Source organism: Nitrosomonas sp. Nm51 (assembly GCF_900111165.1).
Taxonomy (GTDB): domain Bacteria; phylum Pseudomonadota; class Gammaproteobacteria; order Burkholderiales; family Nitrosomonadaceae; genus Nitrosomonas.
On record NZ_FOGH01000001.1, the window covers coordinates 151,309 to 173,997 of the forward strand.

At 49.7% G+C, this 22,689-nt stretch carries 20 protein-coding genes; 14 read left to right on the plus strand and 6 right to left on the minus strand.

Features of this window, described 5'->3' with window-relative positions:
• Positions 1-251: 251 nt before the first annotated feature.
• Together BMY60_RS00710 and BMY60_RS00715 are read left to right on the plus strand one after the other, a co-directional pair.
• Positions 252-1,484 carry a hypothetical protein gene (locus BMY60_RS00710; protein WP_256250598.1) on the plus strand — a complete coding sequence of 411 codons (1,233 nt, stop codon included), beginning with the start codon at positions 252-254 and terminating at the stop codon, positions 1,482-1,484.
• Between the two features lie 374 nt (positions 1,485-1,858).
• Entirely contained in the window at positions 1,859-2,239 is a 381-nt protein-coding gene (locus tag BMY60_RS00715) for a hypothetical protein (protein WP_218141589.1), read from the plus strand.
• Between the two features lie 221 nt (positions 2,240-2,460).
• Here BMY60_RS00715 and BMY60_RS00720 read toward each other — a convergent pair whose 3' ends face one another.
• Entirely contained in the window at positions 2,461-4,113 is a 1,653-nt protein-coding gene (locus BMY60_RS00720; RefSeq protein ID WP_090330410.1) for a diguanylate cyclase, read from the minus strand.
• A 258-nt stretch (positions 4,114-4,371) separates the two neighbouring features.
• Here BMY60_RS00720 and BMY60_RS00725 point away from each other — a divergent pair, with 258 nt between their 5' ends.
• Positions 4,372-5,244 (plus strand): alpha/beta hydrolase, encoded by an 873-nt coding sequence (locus BMY60_RS00725; protein ID WP_090330412.1) that lies wholly within the window; start codon positions 4,372-4,374, stop codon positions 5,242-5,244.
• Between the two features lie 112 nt (positions 5,245-5,356).
• Positions 5,357-5,803 carry a universal stress protein gene (locus BMY60_RS00730; RefSeq protein ID WP_090330413.1) on the plus strand — a complete coding sequence of 149 codons (447 nt, stop codon included), beginning with the start codon at positions 5,357-5,359 and terminating at the stop codon, positions 5,801-5,803.
• Positions 5,804-5,816: 13 nt separating this feature from the next.
• On the opposite strand, the gene BMY60_RS00735 is transcribed toward BMY60_RS00730, so the two are convergent.
• Positions 5,817-6,623: an outer membrane protein assembly factor BamD gene (locus tag BMY60_RS00735; protein WP_090330415.1), complete on the minus strand. Its 807-nt coding sequence runs from the start codon at positions 6,621-6,623 to the stop codon at positions 5,817-5,819.
• A 19-nt stretch (positions 6,624-6,642) separates the two neighbouring features.
• On the opposite strand from BMY60_RS00735, the gene rluD reads away from it, so the two are divergent.
• A complete protein-coding gene (rluD, locus tag BMY60_RS00740) occupies positions 6,643-7,665 on the plus strand; it encodes a 23S rRNA pseudouridine(1911/1915/1917) synthase RluD (protein ID WP_256250600.1) in 1,023 nt (340 codons plus the stop codon).
• An 11-nt stretch (positions 7,666-7,676) separates the two neighbouring features.
• Here the strand turns inward: rluD and BMY60_RS00745 are convergent, their stop codons facing one another.
• The 3 genes from BMY60_RS00745 to BMY60_RS00755 form a co-directional block, all read right to left on the minus strand.
• Positions 7,677-8,585 (minus strand): LysR family transcriptional regulator, encoded by a 909-nt coding sequence (locus BMY60_RS00745; RefSeq protein WP_090330419.1) that lies wholly within the window; start codon positions 8,583-8,585, stop codon positions 7,677-7,679.
• A 618-nt stretch (positions 8,586-9,203) separates the two neighbouring features.
• A complete protein-coding gene (locus BMY60_RS00750) occupies positions 9,204-10,436 on the minus strand; it encodes a porin (RefSeq protein WP_177166522.1) in 1,233 nt (410 codons plus the stop codon).
• A gap of 235 nt (positions 10,437-10,671) precedes the next feature.
• Positions 10,672-10,872 carry a hypothetical protein gene (locus BMY60_RS00755; RefSeq protein ID WP_143057314.1) on the minus strand — a complete coding sequence of 67 codons (201 nt, stop codon included), beginning with the start codon at positions 10,870-10,872 and terminating at the stop codon, positions 10,672-10,674.
• A 108-nt stretch (positions 10,873-10,980) separates the two neighbouring features.
• Between BMY60_RS00755 and BMY60_RS00760 the strand changes: the two genes are divergently transcribed.
• Positions 10,981-12,564, plus strand: a complete 1,584-nt coding sequence (locus BMY60_RS00760; protein WP_090330424.1) for a M23 family metallopeptidase — start codon at positions 10,981-10,983, stop codon at positions 12,562-12,564.
• A gap of 152 nt (positions 12,565-12,716) precedes the next feature.
• On the opposite strand, the gene BMY60_RS15590 is transcribed toward BMY60_RS00760, so the two are convergent.
• A complete protein-coding gene (locus tag BMY60_RS15590) occupies positions 12,717-12,863 on the minus strand; it encodes a hypothetical protein (protein ID WP_177166523.1) in 147 nt (48 codons plus the stop codon).
• Between the two features lie 238 nt (positions 12,864-13,101).
• Here BMY60_RS15590 and BMY60_RS00765 point away from each other — a divergent pair, with 238 nt between their 5' ends.
• The 8 genes from BMY60_RS00765 to BMY60_RS00800 all read left to right on the plus strand — a co-directional run bounded on the left by BMY60_RS00765 (position 13,102) and on the right by BMY60_RS00800 (position 22,526).
• Positions 13,102-14,568: a toll/interleukin-1 receptor domain-containing protein gene (locus BMY60_RS00765; RefSeq protein ID WP_090330426.1), complete on the plus strand. Its 1,467-nt coding sequence runs from the start codon at positions 13,102-13,104 to the stop codon at positions 14,566-14,568.
• A gap of 20 nt (positions 14,569-14,588) precedes the next feature.
• On the plus strand, positions 14,589-15,614 hold the full coding sequence (locus BMY60_RS00770) for an AAA family ATPase (protein ID WP_090330427.1): 1,026 nt from the start codon (positions 14,589-14,591) through the stop codon (positions 15,612-15,614).
• 3 nt (positions 15,615-15,617) lie between these two features.
• Positions 15,618-18,503, plus strand: a complete 2,886-nt coding sequence (locus BMY60_RS16100; protein ID WP_256250602.1) for a formylglycine-generating enzyme family protein — start codon at positions 15,618-15,620, stop codon at positions 18,501-18,503.
• Positions 18,500-18,994 carry an HRDC domain-containing protein gene (locus BMY60_RS00780; protein ID WP_090330429.1) on the plus strand — a complete coding sequence of 165 codons (495 nt, stop codon included), beginning with the start codon at positions 18,500-18,502 and terminating at the stop codon, positions 18,992-18,994. The genes BMY60_RS16100 and BMY60_RS00780 overlap by 4 nt, the downstream gene beginning before the upstream one ends.
• Positions 18,969-19,976 carry an RNA-directed DNA polymerase gene (locus BMY60_RS00785; protein WP_090330430.1) on the plus strand — a complete coding sequence of 336 codons (1,008 nt, stop codon included), beginning with the start codon at positions 18,969-18,971 and terminating at the stop codon, positions 19,974-19,976. The genes BMY60_RS00780 and BMY60_RS00785 overlap by 26 nt, the downstream gene beginning before the upstream one ends.
• A 2-nt stretch (positions 19,977-19,978) precedes the next feature.
• Complete coding sequence (locus BMY60_RS00790) at positions 19,979-20,320, plus strand: formylglycine-generating enzyme family protein (RefSeq protein ID WP_090330432.1); 342 nt, start codon at positions 19,979-19,981, stop codon at positions 20,318-20,320.
• A complete protein-coding gene (locus BMY60_RS00795) occupies positions 20,292-21,143 on the plus strand; it encodes a formylglycine-generating enzyme family protein (protein ID WP_218141590.1) in 852 nt (283 codons plus the stop codon). The genes BMY60_RS00790 and BMY60_RS00795 overlap by 29 nt, the downstream gene beginning before the upstream one ends.
• Before the next feature lie 225 nt (positions 21,144-21,368).
• Positions 21,369-22,526: a cysteine desulfurase family protein gene (locus BMY60_RS00800; protein WP_090330435.1), complete on the plus strand. Its 1,158-nt coding sequence runs from the start codon at positions 21,369-21,371 to the stop codon at positions 22,524-22,526.
• The last annotated feature ends 163 nt before the right edge of the window (positions 22,527-22,689 follow it).

Here is a 22,689-nt window from a genome sequence, read left to right on the forward strand (position 1 = left end):
TCCCTCGGCTGGCGTAACCAGCCGAGGGAATGTTTATTTTAGACTGCGAATATCTGTTGCTACCGCATTGTATTTTATAGCTGGTCAGTTCCGGTGGCTTGGCTTTTAAACTCCCACTCGAAAATATTTCTCATTGCTGCGTTAACGCGTTAGACTGACAATTCTTCGCAACCGATTACTTCGCCAGAAAACGGGATATTATGCAAAATGTAAAAATGAATTGTAAGCGTTTTATCCTTCCTGCAATGGTTATGCTGATTATGCTGACGGGCTGCGCTACCGGCCGGGAAGAAAGTGACGTATCTACGCTGCCCGAACAGCAGAGCACATCTTTATCAGATCAGTCGTTTTTCAAAGTCGTACGTACGATCGGGTTTGAAGATGCAGGCAAATTTATTATGGTGGAAGGCAGTCAATGCGGCGAGCAGGCGAGCGGGCCCGAGCCGGCGACTATGCTGATTACGCATGATTTGCCTGCCTATGTTAACAACGCCACCGTAATACTCAATGGCTGGAGCTTGCGCTATTTGCACAAAGATCATGAGGTGCGCACGCTGCGCGCCGATATTTCGCATAGCAAACTGGTGACGGGTGGCGGTGGCCCGCCAACGCTCGTGTTCGAGGTGGCAGGCGAGCTGAGTGATCAGAATGGGGATGACGCTTATGAATTCTGCGTCTACTACACCGGCCTGGGTTTCAATTCGGCATGGATCAATGCACGTATCGAGGGTGATTATAACGGCATTGAAACCCAGGCTTTGCAGATACATTCGGACGGGCCGATCGCCACTCTGGAGAGCATATGGACCGGCGGTGCATTGAGAGGGCACGACTCAGTCGCCGTTATTCCCCGCGGATTCGATTTTCAATACGACAATCAATTTGAATGCGAATTTCGCTTTCCGCCTTGCCGATGGGATGATCCGGCCGATCATCCTTTGCGCCAGGTCGCCTACAGTCTTTTCCAGACTGACGCATCGCCCAATCCGGACGGAAACCCGCATTGGGTCACACAGACTATTTTCAAAGACAGCGGCACTCGCACGCACTGGGTGAAAACACGCGCCGCGCTCATCGGTGGGGACAGCGTAAAACTGCGCGCCAATTTCCTGCCGCTTAATTCGCGCTCGGGAAAAACCGGTATTTGCCGCAATGGCGTGGACGGTGTCGTGCACACAGAAACGTTTCGTCTTTATGATCTGCCTTATGATTATGTCGTTCCCATGCTCACCGGATGGAATCTGGATTATGAATGCGACCACCAGCATGTGCAGCGTGCGGGCATATGGATACACGATATCCGCTTCGATCCGGAAACCAAAGGGCTTGAGTATAAACTATCGTCAATCCTTAGAGATAAAAACGGTGCGCCCGGCTTCAATGCCTCGCACAGGGTTAGCGTGCTTGGACTCAACCGATCCGCTATTCCGCCGGTCATACGGCATTCAGCGCCTGAACTGAAAATCAAAATCAGGGACCGTTAACAGTTGCTGATGTGGCCGCTATTGTTGATCTTGTACGGCACGTCCGTTTAAACGTCAGCACGCATAATACATTACCGGAAAACCCAAGCAATGAGGCATTGCCAGAATTATGGACGAACCAGAATATTTTCGTTCGATTCTTTCGAAATACGTGTCCCAGGGCAGTCAATACAATGTGTAAGATTTTTTGACACTTTTATTACAGACGTGTTTGACAGTTTCGATGCGGTCATTCACAGCACCCGGGCTGCACAACAGCACATCTTTGATGGGTCCATTTAATTCATTGACAGAAAAAGTTTTTTTCGAACCAAGTGTCATATGACAATGCTTTATTGTCTTTTCCCGTCCTGACAATAGAATTTGTCCTATTTTTGTCGGTTTTTTTTACACAAGTAGGAATCACACCAAATCAAAACGCAATATTTCTTATTTTAATATTTATTATCAAAATATTACAAAAATATAGAAAATCTGGCACGAATTATGCTTCATACCTTAATAAAGTAAATATCAAGCAGAGCGCCACTTGGCTCAGTTCGCTAAACGGTTTAGTGCAACGCAGCCAATTCTGGTTATTGCAATCTATTATTGAAAACTGGTTTGTTTTTGCTGGTTGGGATAATGCCATAAAACGCAACTTAATAAAAAGTCCAGCCGGCAATCTTATTCAGGCGGCAGCCAACCAAAAAGAAAATGCGCAATTAGAGCGAATTTTCTTTTTTATAATCAGTTATATAAGGGGTCGTTCATAAATAACTGCAACACCCGGATCGCATCTGGCGGGCACGCTGCGGCGTTGTTTGCCGCCGCCATAGCTTGTGCTATGACTCATTCTCTCGCCCTGCATTGCATCCCGCCAGACGCGCCCAATTGTCACACTTATTTATTCGCGGCTCCTAAGACTGGCGGATGTTGAAACATAAACGCCAGTTTTGCCTTGTATCGGCTGCTTTGAAAGCGTTTTCTCCGTCTGTTAATCGCCCGCGTTGTCCATTACCTGATTGCGGCCTTTCTTTTTGGCCTGATAAAGCGCTTTGTCAGCAGCTTCGCTGACACTTTTTACATCCGGGTAATGTTTAATATCTGCAATACCGCAGCTGAACGTAACCTTGAATTCCTTATTATCACTCATATGCAGCAGACGTGAAAACACCTTGCGGATTTCATCGATCACCTTGGCCGCTTCCGGTGCATTGGTATCGGTCAGGATTACCGCAAATTCTTCACCACCGTATCGGCCGACAATATCAGTGCCGCGCAGCCGTTGTTTAAGAAGCCGCGCCAGGCTTTTTAATACACGATCGCCTGCTGCATGTCCATGGTTATCATTTACTTTTTTAAAAAAATCAACATCAATCATCGCGAATGACAGCGGCGTTTTCAGTCGGTTCGATCGCACAATTTCACGTCCGAGCTGCTCTCTGATGGCAGTGTGATTGAATAATCCTGTTAAGCCGTCACGCACCATCAGTCCGCGCAAAAGGCGCGCACGCCGCACCCGCATGGTGACAGCAGAAATCAATCCCTTCGGATCGATGGGCTTAACCAGAAAATCATCACTTGCCAGCTGCATGGCTTCCTGCTGGGTATTGAAATCATTTTTTGAGGATAAGTACACGATTGGGACATTGAGCAGGCCGTCGATCTGGCGAATTACTTTCGCAAGTTCGATACCACTGCATTCAGGCAAATAAACATCAATCAAAATAACATCCGGATTAAACTCCAGTAATGTTTTCATGACCCCATCCATTTGCTCAACTCCCCTCACGACCATGCCGGACAGTTCGAGGACAGCGGTGTGATAGGCCAGGTCACTGGCGCTATCGTCGATAATTAAAACCCGAAAGGGGGTCTGCGTTTGCGGCACTGCAAACGAATCGAGCTGTTCGATCAATTCTGTAGAATTAATGGGTTTTGTCAGATACGCAATACCACCTGCACGTACGGCCTCAAGCCGAACAGCCAAATCGTCATTCGAGGAAAGAAACATAGCCAGCACGGGTTCTGCCATTTCACGCTGAATTTCTTTCATAATTCGTATACCGGCCATTGCGTCATCAGAAAACTCGACATTCATTAACACGATGGCGTTAGGTGTTTTTTTGATTGCTTTGCGGAAATCCGCCAAACGGCCAAAAACCTCAACTTCATAACCGTAATAGCTTATCTGCAATGCCAGTTCCTGCGCGGCTTCCTGGTCATCGTCAACAACAAAAACACGACACGCATCATCTGTATCCACCAGATAATCATTTAGCTTCTGAGCAATCACTTGAGAAAGATCCGGCGCCGGGTTGGCTGCCAGGCGGCTTAGTTCCAGTAGCTGAGAAAAGATTTCTTCGCACTGCCGTTCATCCATGGGGGTTTTGTTCTGTAGCGCCGCTTTCAGGGTCTGCTCCATAGAATCCGCCACCCGGCTCAACTCACTCAGGCCGAATGTTTTACTTGAGCCGGCAAGGCCGTGCGCTTTACGATGCACAATTTGAAGTTTTTCGGCATGCCATTCGTTCTGAAGCTGTTGCCATAACGTTTTTAAATCTTCGGTTTTTCCCGGAAGTTCCTTGATAAATGCATTTGCCAAAAGCTGCATTCTTTCTTGAAAATCTGCTACAGAACTATTCATGTCAGGTTACCTATTTGTAAATAAAGATTTATATAGCTGTCTCAGTGTTTCAGACAAGCAGACTTGTGTTGTATTCGCTTTTGCGGGGAAATCGAATATACACTGCGAATACCTGCTTTCCTCTCAATGTTTAGATCTTGCATGTAATGGTACGAAAATGCATTAACAACCAATCGTCGCAAACAAATTTATATTCTCTGTTTGCCCGTTAAATTGTAACATTAAGACTTTACAAAAATCTGTACGATTAACACGGACATGTTTAAACGTATATGGACTTGCTTGGCTGGCGTAACCGTTCTTCTTTTGGCTATCAGTTTTCTAGCTGGCGAACTGGTTACGGGTTCCGCCGCCACTGCCACCGAGACTTTGCTGGCAGACCTGCCCGTAGAATCGGTCAACATTCCAGCCGGAGACGGGGCGAATGTTCACGGCTGGCTCGTTAATGGCGAGCATGGCAACGGAGCGGTCCTGCTTGTGCATTCCATTCGCAGTAACCGCGTTGAAATGCTGAGTCGTGCGCGTTTTCTGACCGCTCATGGCTATCATGTGCTGATGATAGATTTGCAAGCGCACGGGGAAACACCCGGTTCCCGTATTACTTTCGGTGCCCGCGAATCAAGAAATGTTGAGTCGGCCATTAATTTTTTAAGCCGTACGTTCCCTAACGAACGCATTGGCGCCATTGGTGTATCGCTGGGCGCGGCAGCGATCGTTCTCGCCAGGCAAGATATACGGCTGAGCGCTGTAATCCTCGAATCGTTACATCCAACGCTGGAAGAAGCCGTAGAAAACCGGCTGAGACTTTTTCTTGGCGAATCGGGCACCTTGTTTTTACCATTATTACTCGCGCAAATTGCTTTTTTTACCGATACGAATGTTGATGAGCTGAGTCCGATTAAACATATCAATAACCTGAATTCACCTGTATTGTTTATATCCGGCGCCAGCGATAAACATACCACCCCACCCGAGAGCGAACGTTTGTTCGCCGCAGCAAGAGAGCCCAAGGAACTCTGGATAGTTCCAGGCGCAGGACATTTTAATATGCACGAATATGCAGGCAAAGTATATGAACAGGAAGTGCTGGAATTTTTGTCTTATTACCTCAGACCTTCTGCATACCATTGACGATTCAGGATATGTATCCTCAATCGGCCACGGTATATAATAAAAAACCAAAAAATATCGGACCAGGTGCGCGAATCAAAAACCCCGGACACACCATTCAAACAGATAAACCATGCACAATTATAAAAAAATTTTAGTTGCGATTGATTTTTCCGACTATGGTAACCTGGTTGCCAAACAGGCCAGATATATAGCCGATACTTTTCGTGCCGAACTGCATGTAATTCATGTTCTTGATAATATCCCTATGCCGGATACACCCTATGGCACATTGATCCCTCTGGACGGGCCGTCGGACGATTTGCTGCTGCAGACCGAGAAAAACAAGTTTATCCAGATCTGCGATGCAGTACAGATAATACCCGCCAATCGCTGGTTGATATGGGGTGTGCCTCAAGAAGAAATCACGCGGCTCTCTCTGCAGAAAAAAATTGATCTGATTATAGTCGGTTCGCATGGCAGGCATGGACTTGCCGCGCTCATGGGATCAACCGCCAAAAATGTTATTTTCCACGCTGAATGCGATGTGATGACAGTACATTTACGTGGCGACCAATAGGCCAATGAAGCTGTTACCAGATCTTCCACCACGGTGGATTCTCGGTTTCATGAATATCTTCGATAAATTCACTATCCGGAAAATTTTGCTTTAAAACGCGTTCGGCGTCGTCGCTCAACGCATGCATACCCAGCGCATTGTATGCTTGCGCCATGATAAAAAGCGCTTCTTCGGTTGCGGGTGTGCGCGGATATTCCCGCACCGCAAACTGCGCCCGGTTGGCTGCCGCAACATAGGCTTTGCGCTTCATATAGTAACGCGCCACGTGCACCTCGTTCATGGCAATAACATTCAGCAAATGCGCCATGCGCTGCCGGGCATCCGCGGCATATTTGCTGTCCGGAAAACGCCTGGCCAGTTCCCTGAAGTTGTCAAAGGACTCGCGCGATGCTTTGGAATCGCGCTCGCTCATATCCTGCTTTAAAAAACCACGCATCATAAAATTCATAATTCCCCAGTTGTCGTGATAATTAGCCAGTCCCTTGATATAATAGGCATAATCAACATTGGGATGATTGGGGTGCAATTTAATAAAGCGGTCAGCCGCCGCAATCGCTGATGCAGGCTCCAAATCTTTGTAATGCGCGTACGCGGTTTCAAGCTGCGCCTGCTGCGCGTAACGGCCATAAGGATATCGCGCTTCCAGTCCTTCAAACAGCTTGATCGCCGCTTCATAGTTGCCATTATTCAGTTTTTCTTTCGCTTCAGTATAAAACCTGTTTGCAGACCAGTTATGCGTATCTTCTGTTTGATCGGGCAACAAACCACATGCGGACAGCGCCGAAATAACAATTAACACTAAAGTCACGTGATGCAACATGATATCCTTCATCAAAAACATGAAAACTGACGATGATTATAACGTAAATCCTTTATCCGCTTCATGGGGCGAGGACGGCGAATCCTGTATCCATTTGCAGATACCGGTGGACTGTGCCGGGTTGCGCCTGGATCAGGCGTTGTCCAGACAGCTTCCCGGCTGGTCGCGCAATCGTATTCAGACATGGATAGCGCAGGCGCGCGTCAAGCTCGATAATCAATCGTGTACGGCAAAGCAAAAGGTATGGGGTAATGAACATATACGGGTTTATCCTTATTTTAACGAGCCGCCATCCGTTCATGGTCCCGAAGCAATTGCATTAAACATCATTCATGAAGACAATACGATGATTGTTGTCAACAAACCAGCCGGTATGGTTGTGCATCCGGGTAATGGTAATCGGCAGGGCACTTTGCTGAATGCATTGTTGCATCATGCGCCGCAACTGGAAAATGTACCCCGGGCGGGTATTGTTCACCGGCTGGATAAGGACACCAGCGGATTATTGGTCGTCGCTAAAACGGTTGAAACGCAAATCCGGCTGGTACGTCAGCTACAGCAACGGACGATGAAACGCGAATACCTTGCGCTGGTGTTGGGTCAAGTGAACCAGGCCGGTACTGTCGACGCCCCCATCGGCCGTCATCCCACCCATCGCACCAAAATGGCTGTAACCTCACGGGGAAAGCCGGCACGAACGCATTTTAAACCAATTGAATCCCTGACCGGTTGTTCGCTGCTGCAATGCAGTCTGGAAACGGGGCGCACGCACCAGATTCGCGTGCATATGCATTCCATACATCACTCATTGGTAGGGGATCCGGTCTACGGCGGAAAACCCAAAAAAACAATTGCAGAAATCGGACGATTGTTAGCAGAATTTCCCAGACAGGCACTGCATGCCTGGCAACTGGCATTGACTCACCCGGAAAATGCGCAAACGGTGCATTGGCAGGCGGAATTGCCGGATGATCTGACAACGTTATTGAATCAACTCAGGCGATGCCGGCGAGGATGTAATATCCCATTGGACCCCTGCTAACGAAATTCCGGTCAGGCGTCTTGATCCCAGTAGGGTACTGTTCCGATACGCGTCAGCAGAAATTCAATAAAGGAGCGTACTTTGGCCGGCACGTGACGGCTGGGCAGATAACATGCATAAACATAGCGTTCCACTGGAATATATTCCGACAGCACAGCCTGCAATTTACTGCTTTGCAGATCTTTCCCCACCGTAAAAGTGGGAAGCAACGCTATACCTAAGCCGCCCAATACCGCTTGCGACAAAGCATCGTCATCATTAATGCGCAGCGTTCCTGACACAGGCACAGCGATCACCCCTTCCGGTCCGGTAAAGTTCCAGTAACCCTGTTCGCCGGAGAGCGTATAGTCCAGACAGTTATGTCTGATTAAATCCTCGGGTGTCTGCGGCACGCCGTTTTTTTCAAAGTATTGTGGCGTTGCGCATAATTTGCGCCGTACAGGCGCAAGCTTGCGCGCAACCAAATTAAGATCCGGCTCATTGGTCACTCGAATAATCACATCATATCCTTCACCAATCAGGTCGACAGGCCGGTCGGTAATCGTCAGATCAATCCGGATTTCCGGATACCGGGACAAAAAATCAGCCAGCGCCGGCGCAACATGAAGCGTTCCAAATGCCACAGAAGCGCTGACTTTCAACATGCCGCGCGGTTCGGCTTGCAGACTATTGACAACACGCTCCGCCTGTTCGGCCTCATCGAGAATATGTGCGGAGTGCTCTGCCAGGACAGCGCCTGCCTCGGTTAAACTAAGAACACGGGTACTGCGATTCAATAGCTGCGCCCCAAGGCTTTTCTCCAGCTTTGATATTGCTTTACTGACTGCTGATCGCGAAATACGCATTCTTCGCGCAGCTTCTGCAAAGCTGCCCGATTCAACGACGCGCGCAAAAATGATAAAAAGATTAAGATCCTGCATTGCCAACGATGGCTAATTATTGTCAACTAAAAGGAAACAATATAATTCAATTTTTGGTACTTATCGTGTGGAATTTATGTCTGTATGATTCACTCTAAATTAAAGACAAGACGAATTTGAGAAGATTTGTTTGAGACAGGATAAAAACGCATTTTATAACAAACAGATGTCTAAAGCCAAAAATTAATGGCGTTTATTAGAATCGTTCTTGTCCTTTTGGACGGCTCAATTGTAACGTTACAATTGTCAACCTGGAAGAACGAGAATATGGTCTGGTTGCTATGAGGAAGATCAAATGAAAGTAAATAAGGATTTAGATCTGACCTTGATCAAGGTTATAGGTGTGGTAATACTCATTAAGGTGCTTTCTTTTACATTTTTTCTGCCGGCCAGTATTGTTTAAAAAGTTCTGACAGGATTTAGCTTCTTACGGTGGCAGCAAGCATATATGCTCTTTAGTTGAGCAGCAGATTTACGATGAAAAACAGCTCTATAAAATCGTAATAAAAGGCCTGTAGTGGCCAGCAAGCAGCAAAAAAAACAGGAAGAGAGAAGTTATTTATATAGTCAGAATAATTTCTTTTCTTCCTGGTTTTTTCCTAGACAAACAACTCAGCATCAGAAACGGAAAATCCCGCTGACTGACAGCATGATCTGATCGTTATCCCTGAAGTTATCAAAAGCCTTATTTTCCGTCGTGCGATCATATCTGACCTCTGGCCGGATAGTGAAACCGGCAATCGGTGTATAGTTCAATCCACCTGTCACGCCAATATAATTCTCGGCAAAACTATTTACGCGGGTGCCATCATCATCGCGGAACCACTCCATACGCAAGCCGGCAGCAAGATTGTGCATAATTTCGTAGAACAGATATTGATTCACGCCATACCATTCCGCGGAAGTGTTTGTTGATGTACTGCTTTCTACGCCCAGATCATGCTGCAATACATAATGCAGCCTGTCGGTAATGTCATGTTCAAGCACAATGCTGTACATGGTCCGGTTGTGGTCGTCATGCGGACTCCCGGTTTCTACACTGCCGGTGATTAAAGACGCGGTCAGCGAGGTTCTCTCATCGTCTGTCGCATACGCAACACTGCCCAGGAAGTTTACCGGTTGATCGAAGTGCGCGTCCCATCCTGTCACGGCACCGCCTCTCAACGTGATGTTGTCGGTCAGTTGATACGTCAGGTAACCGCCTGAATGCGTGAAGGGCTCGCCGTACTGCATTGTATAGGCATGCGAGAAAAAGAAGTTGCCCGCCGAAGGTACCGTTTCATATCCGATCATCGTATAAAAATGCCCCATTGTTGCGGTCAACCCATTGCCTATTGGCAGAAAAACGTCCACATAAGCCTGCGGAAACGCCAGCTTACGCTGATTCGTATCATTCAGAATATTGGTGTCAAAATTTGATGCTGTTGTGAAACGCGCATCGGTTCCGTACAAGACGTCCGCGCGAAAACCGAAGCTGATTGAATCAGAAGCGGTATTAACTTCCCGTTCAATAATGCCATAGACCTGATGCAGCTTGAATTCATTTGGTCCATCATTAAATGTGACCGGTCCATTCCCGTGCGAACTTTTCGAAGTGCCGGTGTTACCAGAAAAGCCAATTTCAGTCCAACCCTTAAACTGTATACCTAGCGCCTGCATAAATGACGATTCATTATATTTATAACCTGTCAAACTCTCAATCAGCCCAGATTCGTCATCACTTGTAAGTTCATCGATTAAATCGCCATAGCTTTCATGGCCACTATATTCCCAGTCTTCTGTATTAGCATGTGCCAGCGATGAAACAAAAAACGCGCCGCAAATGGCAAGCGTCAATTCTTTCATTCTCATTTTTGTATGCGTAACCAAAACGTAGTCCTCCATAATTAATATTTTGATTCATTATTTTTTAAGGGCAAAACATACTGTCCGCCCTTCAGATCGAGGCACGAAGAAAAATCCATATCCTGCGCAAGGTTTAGCTTACTGAACGGCAACTTAACACGCAAACATTTTCGTCATTTATTTTACATAATTACAACAATCTGTTGTGAAAAGTTCCCACTTTACTGTTATTTTGAGCAAATTACGCGTCTGCATGCCAATCAAGCTGCAGTTTTGAGGGTATAAAAAGAGCTGATTCAGGCTGGGCCAGCCATAAACTAAGAGGTTGGAGAAAATCTCCAGCCTCTTTTTTCTTGATGCGAATGCGATTATTAGACAGGTAAATGTTACGTTGACCAGTTAAGGTCATGCCGGCATCCCAATCTTGATGAGAATGTGACATTTGGCACTGTTTGTTTTGTGCACCGCATTTAAAGTGTATTCCTGTTAGAAGGAAACGACTCTTCGTTTTTCTTTGTTCGTCTATGTCCCTAAATTGGAGGAAATACAAATGAACAAGTATGAAATCGCCGCTAATGGGATGCGCGACATATTCCGGAAGCAATCATTCAAGTTTTTGTGGGCGGTTGCGGCTGGAATTTTTCTGATGGCCGGGTTTATGCAAAATGCCCATAGCGCTGTTACATACCATGCCCTGCCTTTTAAAGCGGAAGATTTAAAAGCTGGAGAACGGGTCTCTACGGGAGATCATGCCAGCGGTATACAAGGCGAAGGAGAAGATTTTGGCGTAAAACGCTATTTGGGAAATAAAAAGTGGAGTCATGTTAAAAACGGCACCGATGGCAAGAAAAATACGGACTATCTGATATATGGCAAACCGGTTTATGCGATTGGTGACGGTACGATAGTCGGTTGCTGGCGGAATGCCCCCGAAAATCCTCGTCCTGGAGAGCGGCATGCAAAAAAAGATAGAATTCCGGGCGGCGGTAACATGCTTTGGGTGGATCATGCCGATGGAACCAGAGTGCTCTATGCGCATATGATTCCAGGCTCAATTTATGAGAAATTATGTGCCAATAATGCCCAATTGTTTCCCAAGCCAAAATCCGACGCCAATCCAGAGGGTAATTATGTGATGTTGCCCGCCGGTAAAACGGTAAAGATTAAAAAAGGACAGTTTTTGGGAAAAGCGGGTAACTCAGGCAGTTCTTCCGGTCCGCATCTTCACCTCCATATGCAAAAAGCTGGAAAAGCCGCAAAAATGTTTTTCGAGCGCGGCTTGTATAAAAGCAGTGTCAATGCTGATCTGAACGGATGGAAAAATTTTGCTAAAAAAGAAATTCCGGATGGAAAAATTTTAATCTGGCCGCCGCGGACAGTGTTCAATGAGTACACACGCTTTGGTTATAAAGATGACGATTTCCAACGGTTGTTTGACCATCTGGTTGATTCAGGCTATGAACTGGAATGGATCGATGGATACAGTGTAAATAATCAGGGCTACCTCAATTTCAGCTGGAAGCCGGCCTCAGGAAAGAAATGGAAAGCCTATTTCGGACAAACCGGCGCGCAGTATCAAAAGCGATATGACACCAACAAGAATCTGGCCCCCATTTTTGTTGACAGCTACACAATCGGCGGAAAGGTCCGTTACAACGTGATTCTGAAAGCGGTGCCAGGCAATTACATGGCGCGTCATGGATTGACCTATGATCAGCATATGCAGGTTATGAAGGAAGCGAAAAAAAGAAAACTTGAGCCGGTTAACGTTTCCGTTGCTTCCGTTGGGAATAACCTGAGTTACACAGTACTTTACCGTAACCGCAATTATGGCGCCTGGAACATTAAATCCCGGATCAAAGAGGGCGATTACCAGAAAGTCTTCAACGATTTCAAGAAAGCCGGTAAAACACCTGTGTATCTCAATGCCTATAAACACAAAGGAACGACGTATTTTTCTGCAATTTTTGCAAAAAATGGCGGCGGCAGTTTAAAAGCCAGGCATGGTATGAGTGCATCCGTTTTGCAGAAAGAGTGGAAAAATGCCGTGGATAAAGGTTTTAACACCATGATTCTGACCGCATTTGACGGCGCTGCTTCAAAACACAGATTTGCGGGATTGTGGCGCAAATGAACTGCGTTATCGCGCAGGATTGTTATCAATAAACGTGGCGGAAATTCAGTGCCGGCTTGAACTGTTTATTCTGATCTATGCACGCTGACCACTTTAAGCGGCAACGTACCGACATCGCTAGTGCCGGTACGTTGCCGTTCCCGGCCATGAGTCTAAAACTTTAATCCTTCATCCCAACGTACATGAAATCGTCCGCCAGGTGTTGATAAACGTAATTCCTTTGTACTTTGATTCATCTCATGTACAGCGAGATTAACTGCTTTTACCAGCTCTCTTTGCTCAAATTCCATTTCACCCATTGGGTGACTCCTGTCTTTAGTCCGAAAACCTTGACACTACTACGTTTGAGCTAATTTTTGTAGATCTAACTGAGGAAAATAGGTTAATGTGCTTGCTGAACTGATTCAAGTCGCTGATTGCAAGTTACTGGAATGCGTTAAACTTAATGGAGTAAATGAACGCGCAGTTTATTCAGAATTCTGCGTTCGCTTTCGAATTGGCTAAAACGAACATTCGTATTTTCGAAACATTTTCCTTGTGCCGACGATTCCTGAGGGTAAAATAATCCCGAAAACGGGGATTAAAAAAACGCGCATGGGGCATGAAATCCACATTTTTTTGTCATACCGACAGAAAAATCCTGACGATATAAAAGCACGCGATATGCTTGCAGCATTATGCACCAAGCATGGATTTAAACTGATCTACGATGAGAATACACTGGGCGAAGGGGAAAACCTGACCCGGTTTATGAATGATCTCGGATCAGCGCGCTGTGTTTTGATACTTCTGAGTCCCGAATATTTCAAATCGGCCTATACCCTGTATGAACTCATCCGCATTTATGAAAATGCAGACCTGGACAGGCGCTTTATTTTTCCATTGCGCGCGACAGCGGATATGAGCGCATATGTAAAAACCGGTGCCAAAAATGACTGCTGGCTGAAAAGTGAAGCGGTGCGCAACGAATTGTGCAGCAGGCTGAAAGAAAATGATGAAAGCGCAGTCTGGGAATGTGTTCTTGATGCCTGGGATGCGATCGTTGGCAAAAATCTGGATACGGTAACCCCGTCACTGGAACAAAACGGGCCTGAGGAGGTTCTGGAGGCAAAGCTTGCAACGGTCAGGGAAACCATCGATAAAGCAATTGCCGATGAACACGAACTGTTATGCAAAAGGATTCAATCAGAACTGACATTTTTTCTGGAAGAACACAATATTCCGCTGAAGCATTTGAAGCATAGGCTTGGACTTCTACCAGGTACCGATATCGAAGAATTGGCCGAAGTCCTTGTGGAAAAACAAGTCAGCGACGCAATTGGAGCAATCACGGGGGTAATCACCAATCAGGAAGCGCAATTAAAACAGGATAACCGCTGGTATGAGGCGTTATCCGATGCGGAGCAGATCTGCGGCTGGCTGTTGATCGGCAGCGTCGATCCGGTCTGGTGGTTCCATCACCAGTTGAAAATGAAACACATTGGGAAAACGGATATCAGGAACCAGTTAATACTGGAGCATCATGCGTATGCTGAAGTGATTATTTCCCGCAGCATTCTGCGTAACGCCAGTTTCAGGCTGGACAAAAACAAAGCCGTGCCCTCGATAGATGCTGAGATCAATTTAATGGTGGTATTTGATGCTTCAAAAGATGCGCTAGGTCAACAGTTTTTGTCGGATATCTACAAAGATTTGTGCGATAAAAACAAGGGCCCGAATGACACGGACGAAATGATTGTGGATGAGGTTTATGGTCGGGCTTATGCGATATATAAGTCCAAAGGAAGGCCTGTCTGTTATTTGCTGTCGCGTGATATTCTGAACCAGTTTGAGCAGCAATCCTGGTATGCCTACGCCAGACAGAAACTCACAGGTTATCTGCAGTTCGTTTACTGCGATATCCCTCCGCGCGATGAAGCACTGAAAACCATGCCTTCCAGTTTGGAAGAACAGGAGGGTTTGATCGGACAAATCGGATATTTGCTGTCTTTGCGAGGCAGATAAATAATGACTAAGGACCTGGTATGTCGACACAACTTCCGCTTGAAAATTTTTTCCCGCAAGACCTGAAAATTTCAAATCCTTCGAGACAATTGCATCACCTGTTTGACGAACGGGATTGCTATGCGCTCTGGGCGGCGTATTCGGCGGGCAGGCCGTTGCTGGTGCGCGGCAAGCCGGGAACCGGGAAAAGCCAGTTGGCCAGAGCGATTGCCGAACAGCTCGGGTGGGCGTTTGTCAGCGAAGTGATTCGCGGCAATACCGAATTGAGTGATCTTCACTGGCATTTTGACGCCATCGGCCGTCTGGGGGAGGCACAGGCGCGTGGTATTGCAGGAGATACACACGGCACGGACAGGCTCGATCCGCTCAACTTTCTGTCGCCGGGCGCTTTCTGGTGGGCGTTTCACTGGAAAAGCGCTGAGCAGCAATACACGGGCCGCAACAACCACTTGCGTCCCAAACCGGAAAAACCTGATGCGACAAACGAAACAGGAAAAAACTGGCAGCCTGAAACGGGCGGCGTGGTGCTGTTGCTCGATGAAATCGACAAGGCTGAACCCGATCTGCCCAACGGTCTGCTCGAGACACTCGGGCAGTACCGGTTCACCGTGCCGTACCTCAAAGATGACGTTACTGAAGAGTCAGTGAAAAACCCAATTGGTGCCGATCCATCCCGGGTACTGATTGTCATTACCACCAATGAAGAGCGCGAACTGCCGAGCGCGTTTGTACGCCGCTGCTTTGTCCATACCTTAACCATGGAAGATTCCACGAAAAAACTGGAAAATGGCCTGGAAGCGCGTGTCGACTGGCTGGTCAAACGCGGTCAACTTCATTTCGGCGCGCGAATTGCTGATGATGTATACAAAGTGGCGGCTGACTTGCTGTGGAAGGACAGAACGTCCGGTGCGCATCTGCGCTACCCGCCCGGGTTGGCTGAGTATATCGATCTGTTGAATGTGCTGCGGGATTTACCTAAACAGGAACAAAAAGATCGCTTGCAGAAAATTGCATGCTATGCGCTGCAAAAGGAAGCGGGCGATTAAATCATGGCATGGGGGCGGCTGGCGCTGATTCAGGCTGCGGGCGAGTCGGAACAGGTTTTGCAGCAGACGGCGGCGCTATTCGGTTACGAACAGTTGCCGTTGAACGATGCGTTGCAGAAAGACGGCGATTCAAAGCGGGTTGAAGACTTTGTTGCGGAAAAGAAACCGGAGCATAGCGTGCCTGCTGCAAAAATACGCAGACCGCCCGCGCGTTTCATTTGCGTGACGCAAACCGAATTTCCGGGCGACGTTGAACAACCGCAACGTCCCGGCTATCTCGACGATCCTGAAAAACAACTAGCGTTGAACGACGGTAAGCCGGGAACATACGCTTTTGTACCGCCGCGCCCGCTGCTGCCGTTGGCGCGTCTGCTGCCGTTTTTGCTGAACAGTCTGGGCCAACCGGTGATGAGTAACCGGCTCGATCATCACCGGCTCGCACGCTGGATTACACAGGGCAAGCCGCTGCAACGGCTGCCGTACAAAAAACGGCAGCGCTGGCCGCAGCGGCTGCATATTATCGTCGATTGCCGCGATGCGCTGGAGCCGTTCTGGTCTGATTTTGCATTGATTGTGAGCGCGCTGAAAAAACTGCTCGGCGACGAGGCGGTTGAATCGGTGCGGCTGGAACACGACCGGATGGACCGCGAAGACTGTCTGCGCATTACCTGGCTAGCCGGTGCCGTGGCAAAAGAAAGCGCCGCTCATGAAATTCAGTGGCAGCGCTGGCAATTGCCTTCGCCGGATACATCCATCCTGATACTGGGCGATCTGGGCGCAAGTGAGCCGGAAGGTAATGCCGCAATCCGCTGGCGGCGTTTTGCGCGCCGTTTGTACTTGCATGCTGCTCCTGTTGTCACGCTGAGTCCGGCACGGCAGTCTCCGCAAGATCCGGTGGCCTGCCGCATATTCCGGCCGCACGCGCTGAACGATCAGCGCAGCCTGCCGCGTCATCCCGGGCGCAGCGGTTTTGATTGCGGTGTTCAGGATGGCGATCAATTACAGGACTGCCTGACGTTTCTGTCCGCGTTGCCGGTGGTGGACAGCGGCCTGCTGCGCCGGCTGCGCGATGAATTGCGCTGGGGCGGCAGCGAACTGGAGAGTCTGCTCTGGAACCATGTGGCTATCGACCGAATCGGGATCGGCATCCGGTTGAAAGAGCCAGTCGCAAAGTTATACCGGGAGCGCTACCAGGCGCAGTTTGCCAAAACCCTCCAGGCGGAAAAATTCTGGCGGATCGTCAATGTACATCACCGGAGCGCCTTTACCGGGTTGCGTCAACTGGAAAAACTGAATCAGTGTCTGTTCGAGGATCAGCAGGATGACGGCATGTTCGAGTATATGCAAAGCTTGTGCGCCACGCTTGCGAAGCCGGACGCGGACGCCGCGCGGCGCAAAATGCTGCAACAGCAATGCCGCACCGTTCTGGCTTCCGCACCACCCGGTATCTGGCAAGACCCGAATCGGAATTATCGCGAACTGGGTTATCAATTGTTTGCATCTGCATATGAAGATGACATCCGGGCTGGAAAATGGCCGCAATATCTGGAACCGGGGTTCGATCCGGCGCAACTGCGCTGGCTGTTCGATGACGATCAGCATGAACAGCGGGTAACGTGGCTGGTGGCGCAAACGGGCGACCAGGGGCAATGTGTATTGCTGCAACAGGACAAGGCGGATGCAGCGGGTCAAACGGTTGTTGCGCCTGTGGCTGCAATACAGGCGCAAGCGCAGATACCGCCGGTACTGACTCTGCCATCCGGTGAGCGTATTCCGGTTCAGCATGGCACGCACGTGCGCGTGCCGCATGACAAAGCGCTTGCGCTGCACACATTTTGGGAGCGGGTGCATCTGGAAGCCATGCAAAAACCCGCCTGGGCGCACGCCATTTATTGGGACAGTAAGCTTTACGCCAGCATGACGCTGGCTGCCGCGACACACTATTTTTCCTGGGATGCGTTTCAACGAGAACGTGAAGGTATCTCACTGTATGGCTGGATCAATCAGGACCCGCAGGATATTGTCCAATTTGATGACTGCGGCCTGTATTTCGATTTGACGATCAGCGGCGTCACCCAGCGCTTCCGCTGGATAGAGCCCGGCACGTTCCAAATGGGCTCACCGGAAACCGAGCTTGAGCGATTTGATGACGAAGCACAGCATCAGGTAACAGTCAGCAAGGGTTTCTGGCTTGCGGATACCACCTGCACGCAGGCGCTGTGGCAGGCGGTGATGAGGGAAAATCCGGCGCATTTTAAAGAGAGTGACGATAATCCGGTGGAGCAGGTGAGCTGGGATGATGTGCAACACTTTATCAAAACGGTGAATAAACAGCACCCGGCTGTTCAATTGCGACTGCCGACCGAAGCGGAATGGGAATACGCGTGCCGGGCAGGCAACGAAGCGCCATTTTCGTTTGGTCAAACGATGACTGCTGGTCAGGTGAATTTTGATGGTAATTTTCCCTATGCAGGTGGCCAAAAGGGTGATTATCGTGGGAAAACCGTTGCAGTCAAATCATTACCAGCCAATCCGTGGGGACTGTACGAAATGCATGGTAATGTCTATGAGTGGTGTCAGGACTGGTACGGTGATTATCCGGCAGAACCGGTTACCAATCCGCAAGGGCCGGCCGGCGGCGCGGGGCGTGTTATCCGCGGTGGTTCCTGGCTCAACCTCGGCGGGCGCGTTCGTTCTGCTTCCCGCAACTGGCGCAGCCCTGACGAGCGTAACGACGATCTTGGTTTCCGTCTTGCCCTGGGTCATGTTGAGCCCGGACAGGCCGGTCATGATGGACAGCCGCTGAGGGACGATGCGGCAGGCAATCATGACGCAAATCAGCAGGGAATGCTGAAGCGGTTGAAGCAGAAGCTACGAAAAAAACAATGAAATACCGTTTTTTCACCATACCGGTAAGTGATACAGTCAACGCTGCACATGAACTGAATCAATTCTGTGCGCAGCACAGAATTTGCGAAGTCGAAAAACACTTTGTGGCGCATGGCGCAGCCAGTTTTTGGTCATTTTGTGTGACATGGACCGATCAGGAAACTGCTCTGACTTCGGGCAGCGTCAGGCAGCGCAATGATAAAATCGATTACAAGGAATTGCTGGGCGATGATGAGTTCACCCTCTATTCCCGGTTGCGCGTACTGCGCAAAACGATTGCTGAACGCGAAGGAACGCCGGCGTATAACGTATTCACCAATGCGCAACTTGCCGCCGTTGTGCAGCAGCGCATCACAACAAAATCGGCTTTGCTGGAAATCGAGGGCATAGGAAAAATGCGTGTAGAAAAGTATGCCGATGAATTGCTGGCATGTTTGAAAAATTTTTACGCCAGCGGTCACGCGGATGAAAAGAATACTGATCACACTTGAGGCCATTTCCGAGCGCAAGAATCTTGTGCTTGCCTTGCATAAAGCAGCAAGGGGCAAGCGGCACCGGTCCGATGTGCAGGCTTTTTTTCACAATATGGATGCCAATTTGAACCGGTTGGGTCGAGATATTTGCCAATTACGCCTGCCGTATGGGCTGTTCAGGACTTTTGAAATTCATGATCCGAAAAAACGCCTCATTCATGCGGCTTGTTTTGAAGACCGCGTTTTTCACCATGCTTTGATGAATCTTGCTGGTGAAGTATTGGAACGGGCAATGATGCCACAAAGCTTTGCCTGCCGTCGGGGAATGGGTGTCCATAAAGCAGCGAAAAAAGTACAGCAGCTTCTATGCCGCAATACCTGGTATGGCAAAATCGATATCGATGGCTATTTTGCATCGATACCGCACGGCCGCCTGCTTGAAGTTTTGTTGCGCCGCTACAAGGGTGAGGCGTGCATTGCGCAATTCAAACGTATCATTGCCAGTTACCAGAGTGGCCCAGAAACTGGTTTGCCGATTGGATCGCTGACATCGCAGTATTTCGCCAATTATTATCTGGATGGTCTGGATCGGTTGTTGTCTGCATCGACTCTGGTCAAAGGACATGTACGCTATATGGATGATGTTATCTGGTGGGGTGATGACAGACAGTCGGTTCGCGACGTTTTGCAGTTTTTAGTTGAATGGTTATGGCGGGAAAGAACCCTAAAGATCAAGCCGAATGCGCAAATTCAACCGAGCAGCCATGGTGTGACCTATTGCGGCTTTCGTGTTTTGCGCGGCGCCATGCGCCTTAGTCGACGGCGCAAGCGGCGCTATCAGCAACGACGGCTCTATTGGGAACAGCTTTGCCGGCATGGCGAAATCAGCCCGCAACAGCTACAGCGGGCATACGCCGGCGTGCAGGCTATTACCGCGCAAACTGATTCCCGTGCGTGGCGTATAGAAAACCTGCGCCGTCATCCCGCGTATGCGGTATGATAATGGCGGGTGACAGATCAGCAAGCGGCGCGGGGCGTGTTATCCGCGGTGGTTCCTGGAACAACAACGGCAGGAACGTTCGTTCTGCTAACCGCAACAGGAACAGCCCTGACAAGCGTAACAACAATCTTGGTTTCCGTCTTGCCCTAGCTCAACATGCGGCCGGATGGTGCGTGAATGACCAGATCGTCATCCCGTTTTTTGCCGTGCGCAAGAACAAAAAGCCAGGCCGCCGGTACGCTAGTAATGCGCGTAAGTCCGCTGTGAACGCTTGCCGGGTGGCCGATTTGGTCAAATATACGATTCCTGGTGCCAATGAAGCAATTGATTCACAATGTTCTTGACATGGAAACAGAGTTTCATGCCGGTTCTCCACCGGCGTTCCCGTATCCATGGGCGCCGGCATGGGGCGAAGACCGTTACGGTTTGTGGATGGCGCTGGATTTTAAGAGCGTGCGCACTGTTTTCCGCTGGATACTTCCGGGGATGTTCTGGATGGGTTCGCTTGAAAATGAGAACGGACGTTTTGACTGGGAAGACCGGCATCGTGTAACAATCAGCCACGGTTTCTGGCTCGGTGAAACGGCGGTAACGCAGGCATTGTGGCGTGCGGTGCGTGGAGACAATCCGGGTTATTTCAAAGGAGACAATCTGCCGGTGGAACAGGTAAGCTGGGATGATGTTCAGGCATTTATCGAAACACTCAATCGTTTTCATCCGGCGCTCAAAACCCGCCTGCCGTGGGAGGCGGAATGGGAATACGCCTGCCGTGCAGGCAGTGAAACCGCGTTTCATTTTGGCGATGAATTGCATCTGGAAAAAGTCAATTACCGTGGCGTCTGGGATTTTAATGATTCAAATGGATGGGGGAAAGGGGCGCGGCGATCGACTGCCGAAGTTAAAAGCTATCCGTGCAACGCGTGGGGTTTGTATGAAATGCATGGCAATGTCTGGGAGTGGTGCGCGGATGCGTGGCAGGAACATTTAGGTAAGCAGCCTCAGGTGGATCCCTGGCGGCAAGACAAATTGGCCGGCGGCGCGGGGCGTGTTATCCGCGGTGGTTCCTGGTTCAACTTCGGCAGGCTCGTTCGTTCTGCTCACCGCTCCGGGTTCAGCCCTGACGGGCGTAACGACCTTCTTGGTTTCCGTCTTGCCCTAGGTCATTGAGCTCAGGCAAAAAGGCGGGCAAAGTCATGCATTCGGCGGATAGCACGGACAGCTGCGCCTGCACTGAAGCAGGCGCGGCAGGCCGTGCGGTAGCGGTTTATCCGGCGGTGAAACGAAAACAATGCGTTTGCTTTTGTCCGAGCGATCGCATACGCTATGTCTGAACCGGGTCAGTATTAGTATCAACACCCCTAATGAGAAATAAAACGTAATTTATGTTAAACAATGACACTCAACTATTTTGACCACAATGCCACTACGCGGGTGGATGATGCAGTGATGGCGGCGATGCTGCCTTATTTTCAGCAGGAATACGGTAATGCGTCCAGCCGCCATGCGCTGGGAACGGTTGCGCGGCGCGCCATCGACAAGGCGCGCGAACAGGTGGCGGCTGCTGCCGGGGTGCAGCCGGTGCAGGTGATTTTTACCAGCGGCGGTTCCGAAGCCAACAATCTGTTTATCCGCGGCGCGGCGGACAGTCTGCAGCCGGGTCATATCGCGATCAGCGCTATCGAGCATCCCTGCGTTCTGAAACCGGCGCAGGCGTTGTCGCAGCGGTCTGCCGCGCGCTGGACGTTGCAGCGGCTGGCGGTCAATCAGCACGGGCAGGTGGAACCGGCAGCGGCCCGGGATGCGATGGCGCAGCAAAAGCCTGCGCTGGTTTCCGTGATGCTGGCGAATAACGAAACCGGCGTGATTCAGGATGTGGCCGCGATTGCAGAGACTGCGCGCTCACAGGATGCGTATGTGCATACCGACGCGGTACAGGGGCTTGGCAAGATACCCGTCGACTTTACAGCGCTCAATGTGCATGCCATGACGCTGTCGTCGCACAAAATATACGGGCCGAAGGGCGCGGCCGCGCTGATTGTCGACAAACGTTTGCTGTTAAAACCGTTGATTTACGGCGGCGGTCATGAGAACGGGCTGCGCTCCGGTACCGAGAATGTCCCCGCCATCGTCGGATTTGGCGTTGCCTGCGAACTGGCCCGGGCGCGCATGGCCGAAACGGCGCAGCATGTCGCGCAGCTGCGCGAAACGCTGGAACAGGGTCTGGTTGAAATGGGCGCGGTGATTTTTGGCGCAGGCGCTGCGCGCATCCCGAACACCACTTATTTTGCGCTGCCGGATGTGGAAGGCGATACGCTGGTTGTGAAACTGGATAAGGCGGGCTTTGCCGTTGCCAGCGGCGCGGCCTGCTCCAGCGTGAATCCGGGGCAAAGCCATGTGCTGGAAGCAATGCAGGTCGACCCGCTGCTTGCGCGCTGCGCGGTGCGCGTCAGTCTCGGGCGCGATAATACGCCGGCGCAAATCGAGGCGTTTCTGAAAGCGACGCAGGAAATTGTCGCGGAGCTCAGGCGTATGAGCAGCCTGGCTTTTTAGCCGGATATTATTACATCAGTTGCTGTAATTTAAACGCTGAACTGTTTTGAATTGCGCGTGCCCGCGACCGCAGGCGCAGTTATTCTGCGGCACAGGGAGCATGTGCGTTCAATTCAAGACGGGGCAAGTTAACAACCGGCAAGCGAGTCCGTGGGTACAAACC

Excerpts from the sequence above, each read along its gene's own strand:
- BMY60_RS00730 (WP_090330413.1), top strand. The coding sequence starts at position 5,357 with ATGCACAATTATAAAAAAATTTTAGTTGCGATTGATTTTTCCGACTAT.
- BMY60_RS00800 (WP_090330435.1), top strand. The coding sequence starts at position 21,369 with ATGACACTCAACTATTTTGACCACAATGCCACTACGCGGGTGGATGAT.
- BMY60_RS00720 (WP_090330410.1), bottom strand. The coding sequence starts at position 4,113 with ATGAATAGTTCTGTAGCAGATTTTCAAGAAAGAATGCAGCTTTTGGCA.
- BMY60_RS00760 (WP_090330424.1), top strand. The coding sequence starts at position 10,981 with ATGAACAAGTATGAAATCGCCGCTAATGGGATGCGCGACATATTCCGG.
- BMY60_RS00725 (WP_090330412.1), top strand. The coding sequence starts at position 4,372 with ATGTTTAAACGTATATGGACTTGCTTGGCTGGCGTAACCGTTCTTCTT.
- rluD (WP_256250600.1), top strand. The coding sequence starts at position 6,643 with ATGAAAACTGACGATGATTATAACGTAAATCCTTTATCCGCTTCATGG.
- BMY60_RS00795 (WP_218141590.1), top strand. The coding sequence starts at position 20,292 with ATGAAGCAATTGATTCACAATGTTCTTGACATGGAAACAGAGTTTCAT.
- BMY60_RS15590 (WP_177166523.1), bottom strand. The coding sequence starts at position 12,863 with ATGGGTGAAATGGAATTTGAGCAAAGAGAGCTGGTAAAAGCAGTTAAT.
- BMY60_RS00790 (WP_090330432.1), top strand. The coding sequence starts at position 19,979 with ATGGCGGGTGACAGATCAGCAAGCGGCGCGGGGCGTGTTATCCGCGGT.
- BMY60_RS00755 (WP_143057314.1), bottom strand. The coding sequence starts at position 10,872 with ATGTCACATTCTCATCAAGATTGGGATGCCGGCATGACCTTAACTGGT.
- BMY60_RS16100 (WP_256250602.1), top strand. The coding sequence starts at position 15,618 with ATGGCATGGGGGCGGCTGGCGCTGATTCAGGCTGCGGGCGAGTCGGAA.
- BMY60_RS00785 (WP_090330430.1), top strand. The coding sequence starts at position 18,969 with ATGAAAAGAATACTGATCACACTTGAGGCCATTTCCGAGCGCAAGAAT.
- BMY60_RS00710 (WP_256250598.1), top strand. The coding sequence starts at position 252 with ATGCTGATTATGCTGACGGGCTGCGCTACCGGCCGGGAAGAAAGTGAC.
- BMY60_RS00770 (WP_090330427.1), top strand. The coding sequence starts at position 14,589 with ATGTCGACACAACTTCCGCTTGAAAATTTTTTCCCGCAAGACCTGAAA.
- BMY60_RS00750 (WP_177166522.1), bottom strand. The coding sequence starts at position 10,436 with ATGAGAATGAAAGAATTGACGCTTGCCATTTGCGGCGCGTTTTTTGTT.
- BMY60_RS00745 (WP_090330419.1), bottom strand. The coding sequence starts at position 8,585 with ATGCAGGATCTTAATCTTTTTATCATTTTTGCGCGCGTCGTTGAATCG.
- BMY60_RS00780 (WP_090330429.1), top strand. The coding sequence starts at position 18,500 with ATGAAATACCGTTTTTTCACCATACCGGTAAGTGATACAGTCAACGCT.
- BMY60_RS00735 (WP_090330415.1), bottom strand. The coding sequence starts at position 6,623 with ATGTTGCATCACGTGACTTTAGTGTTAATTGTTATTTCGGCGCTGTCC.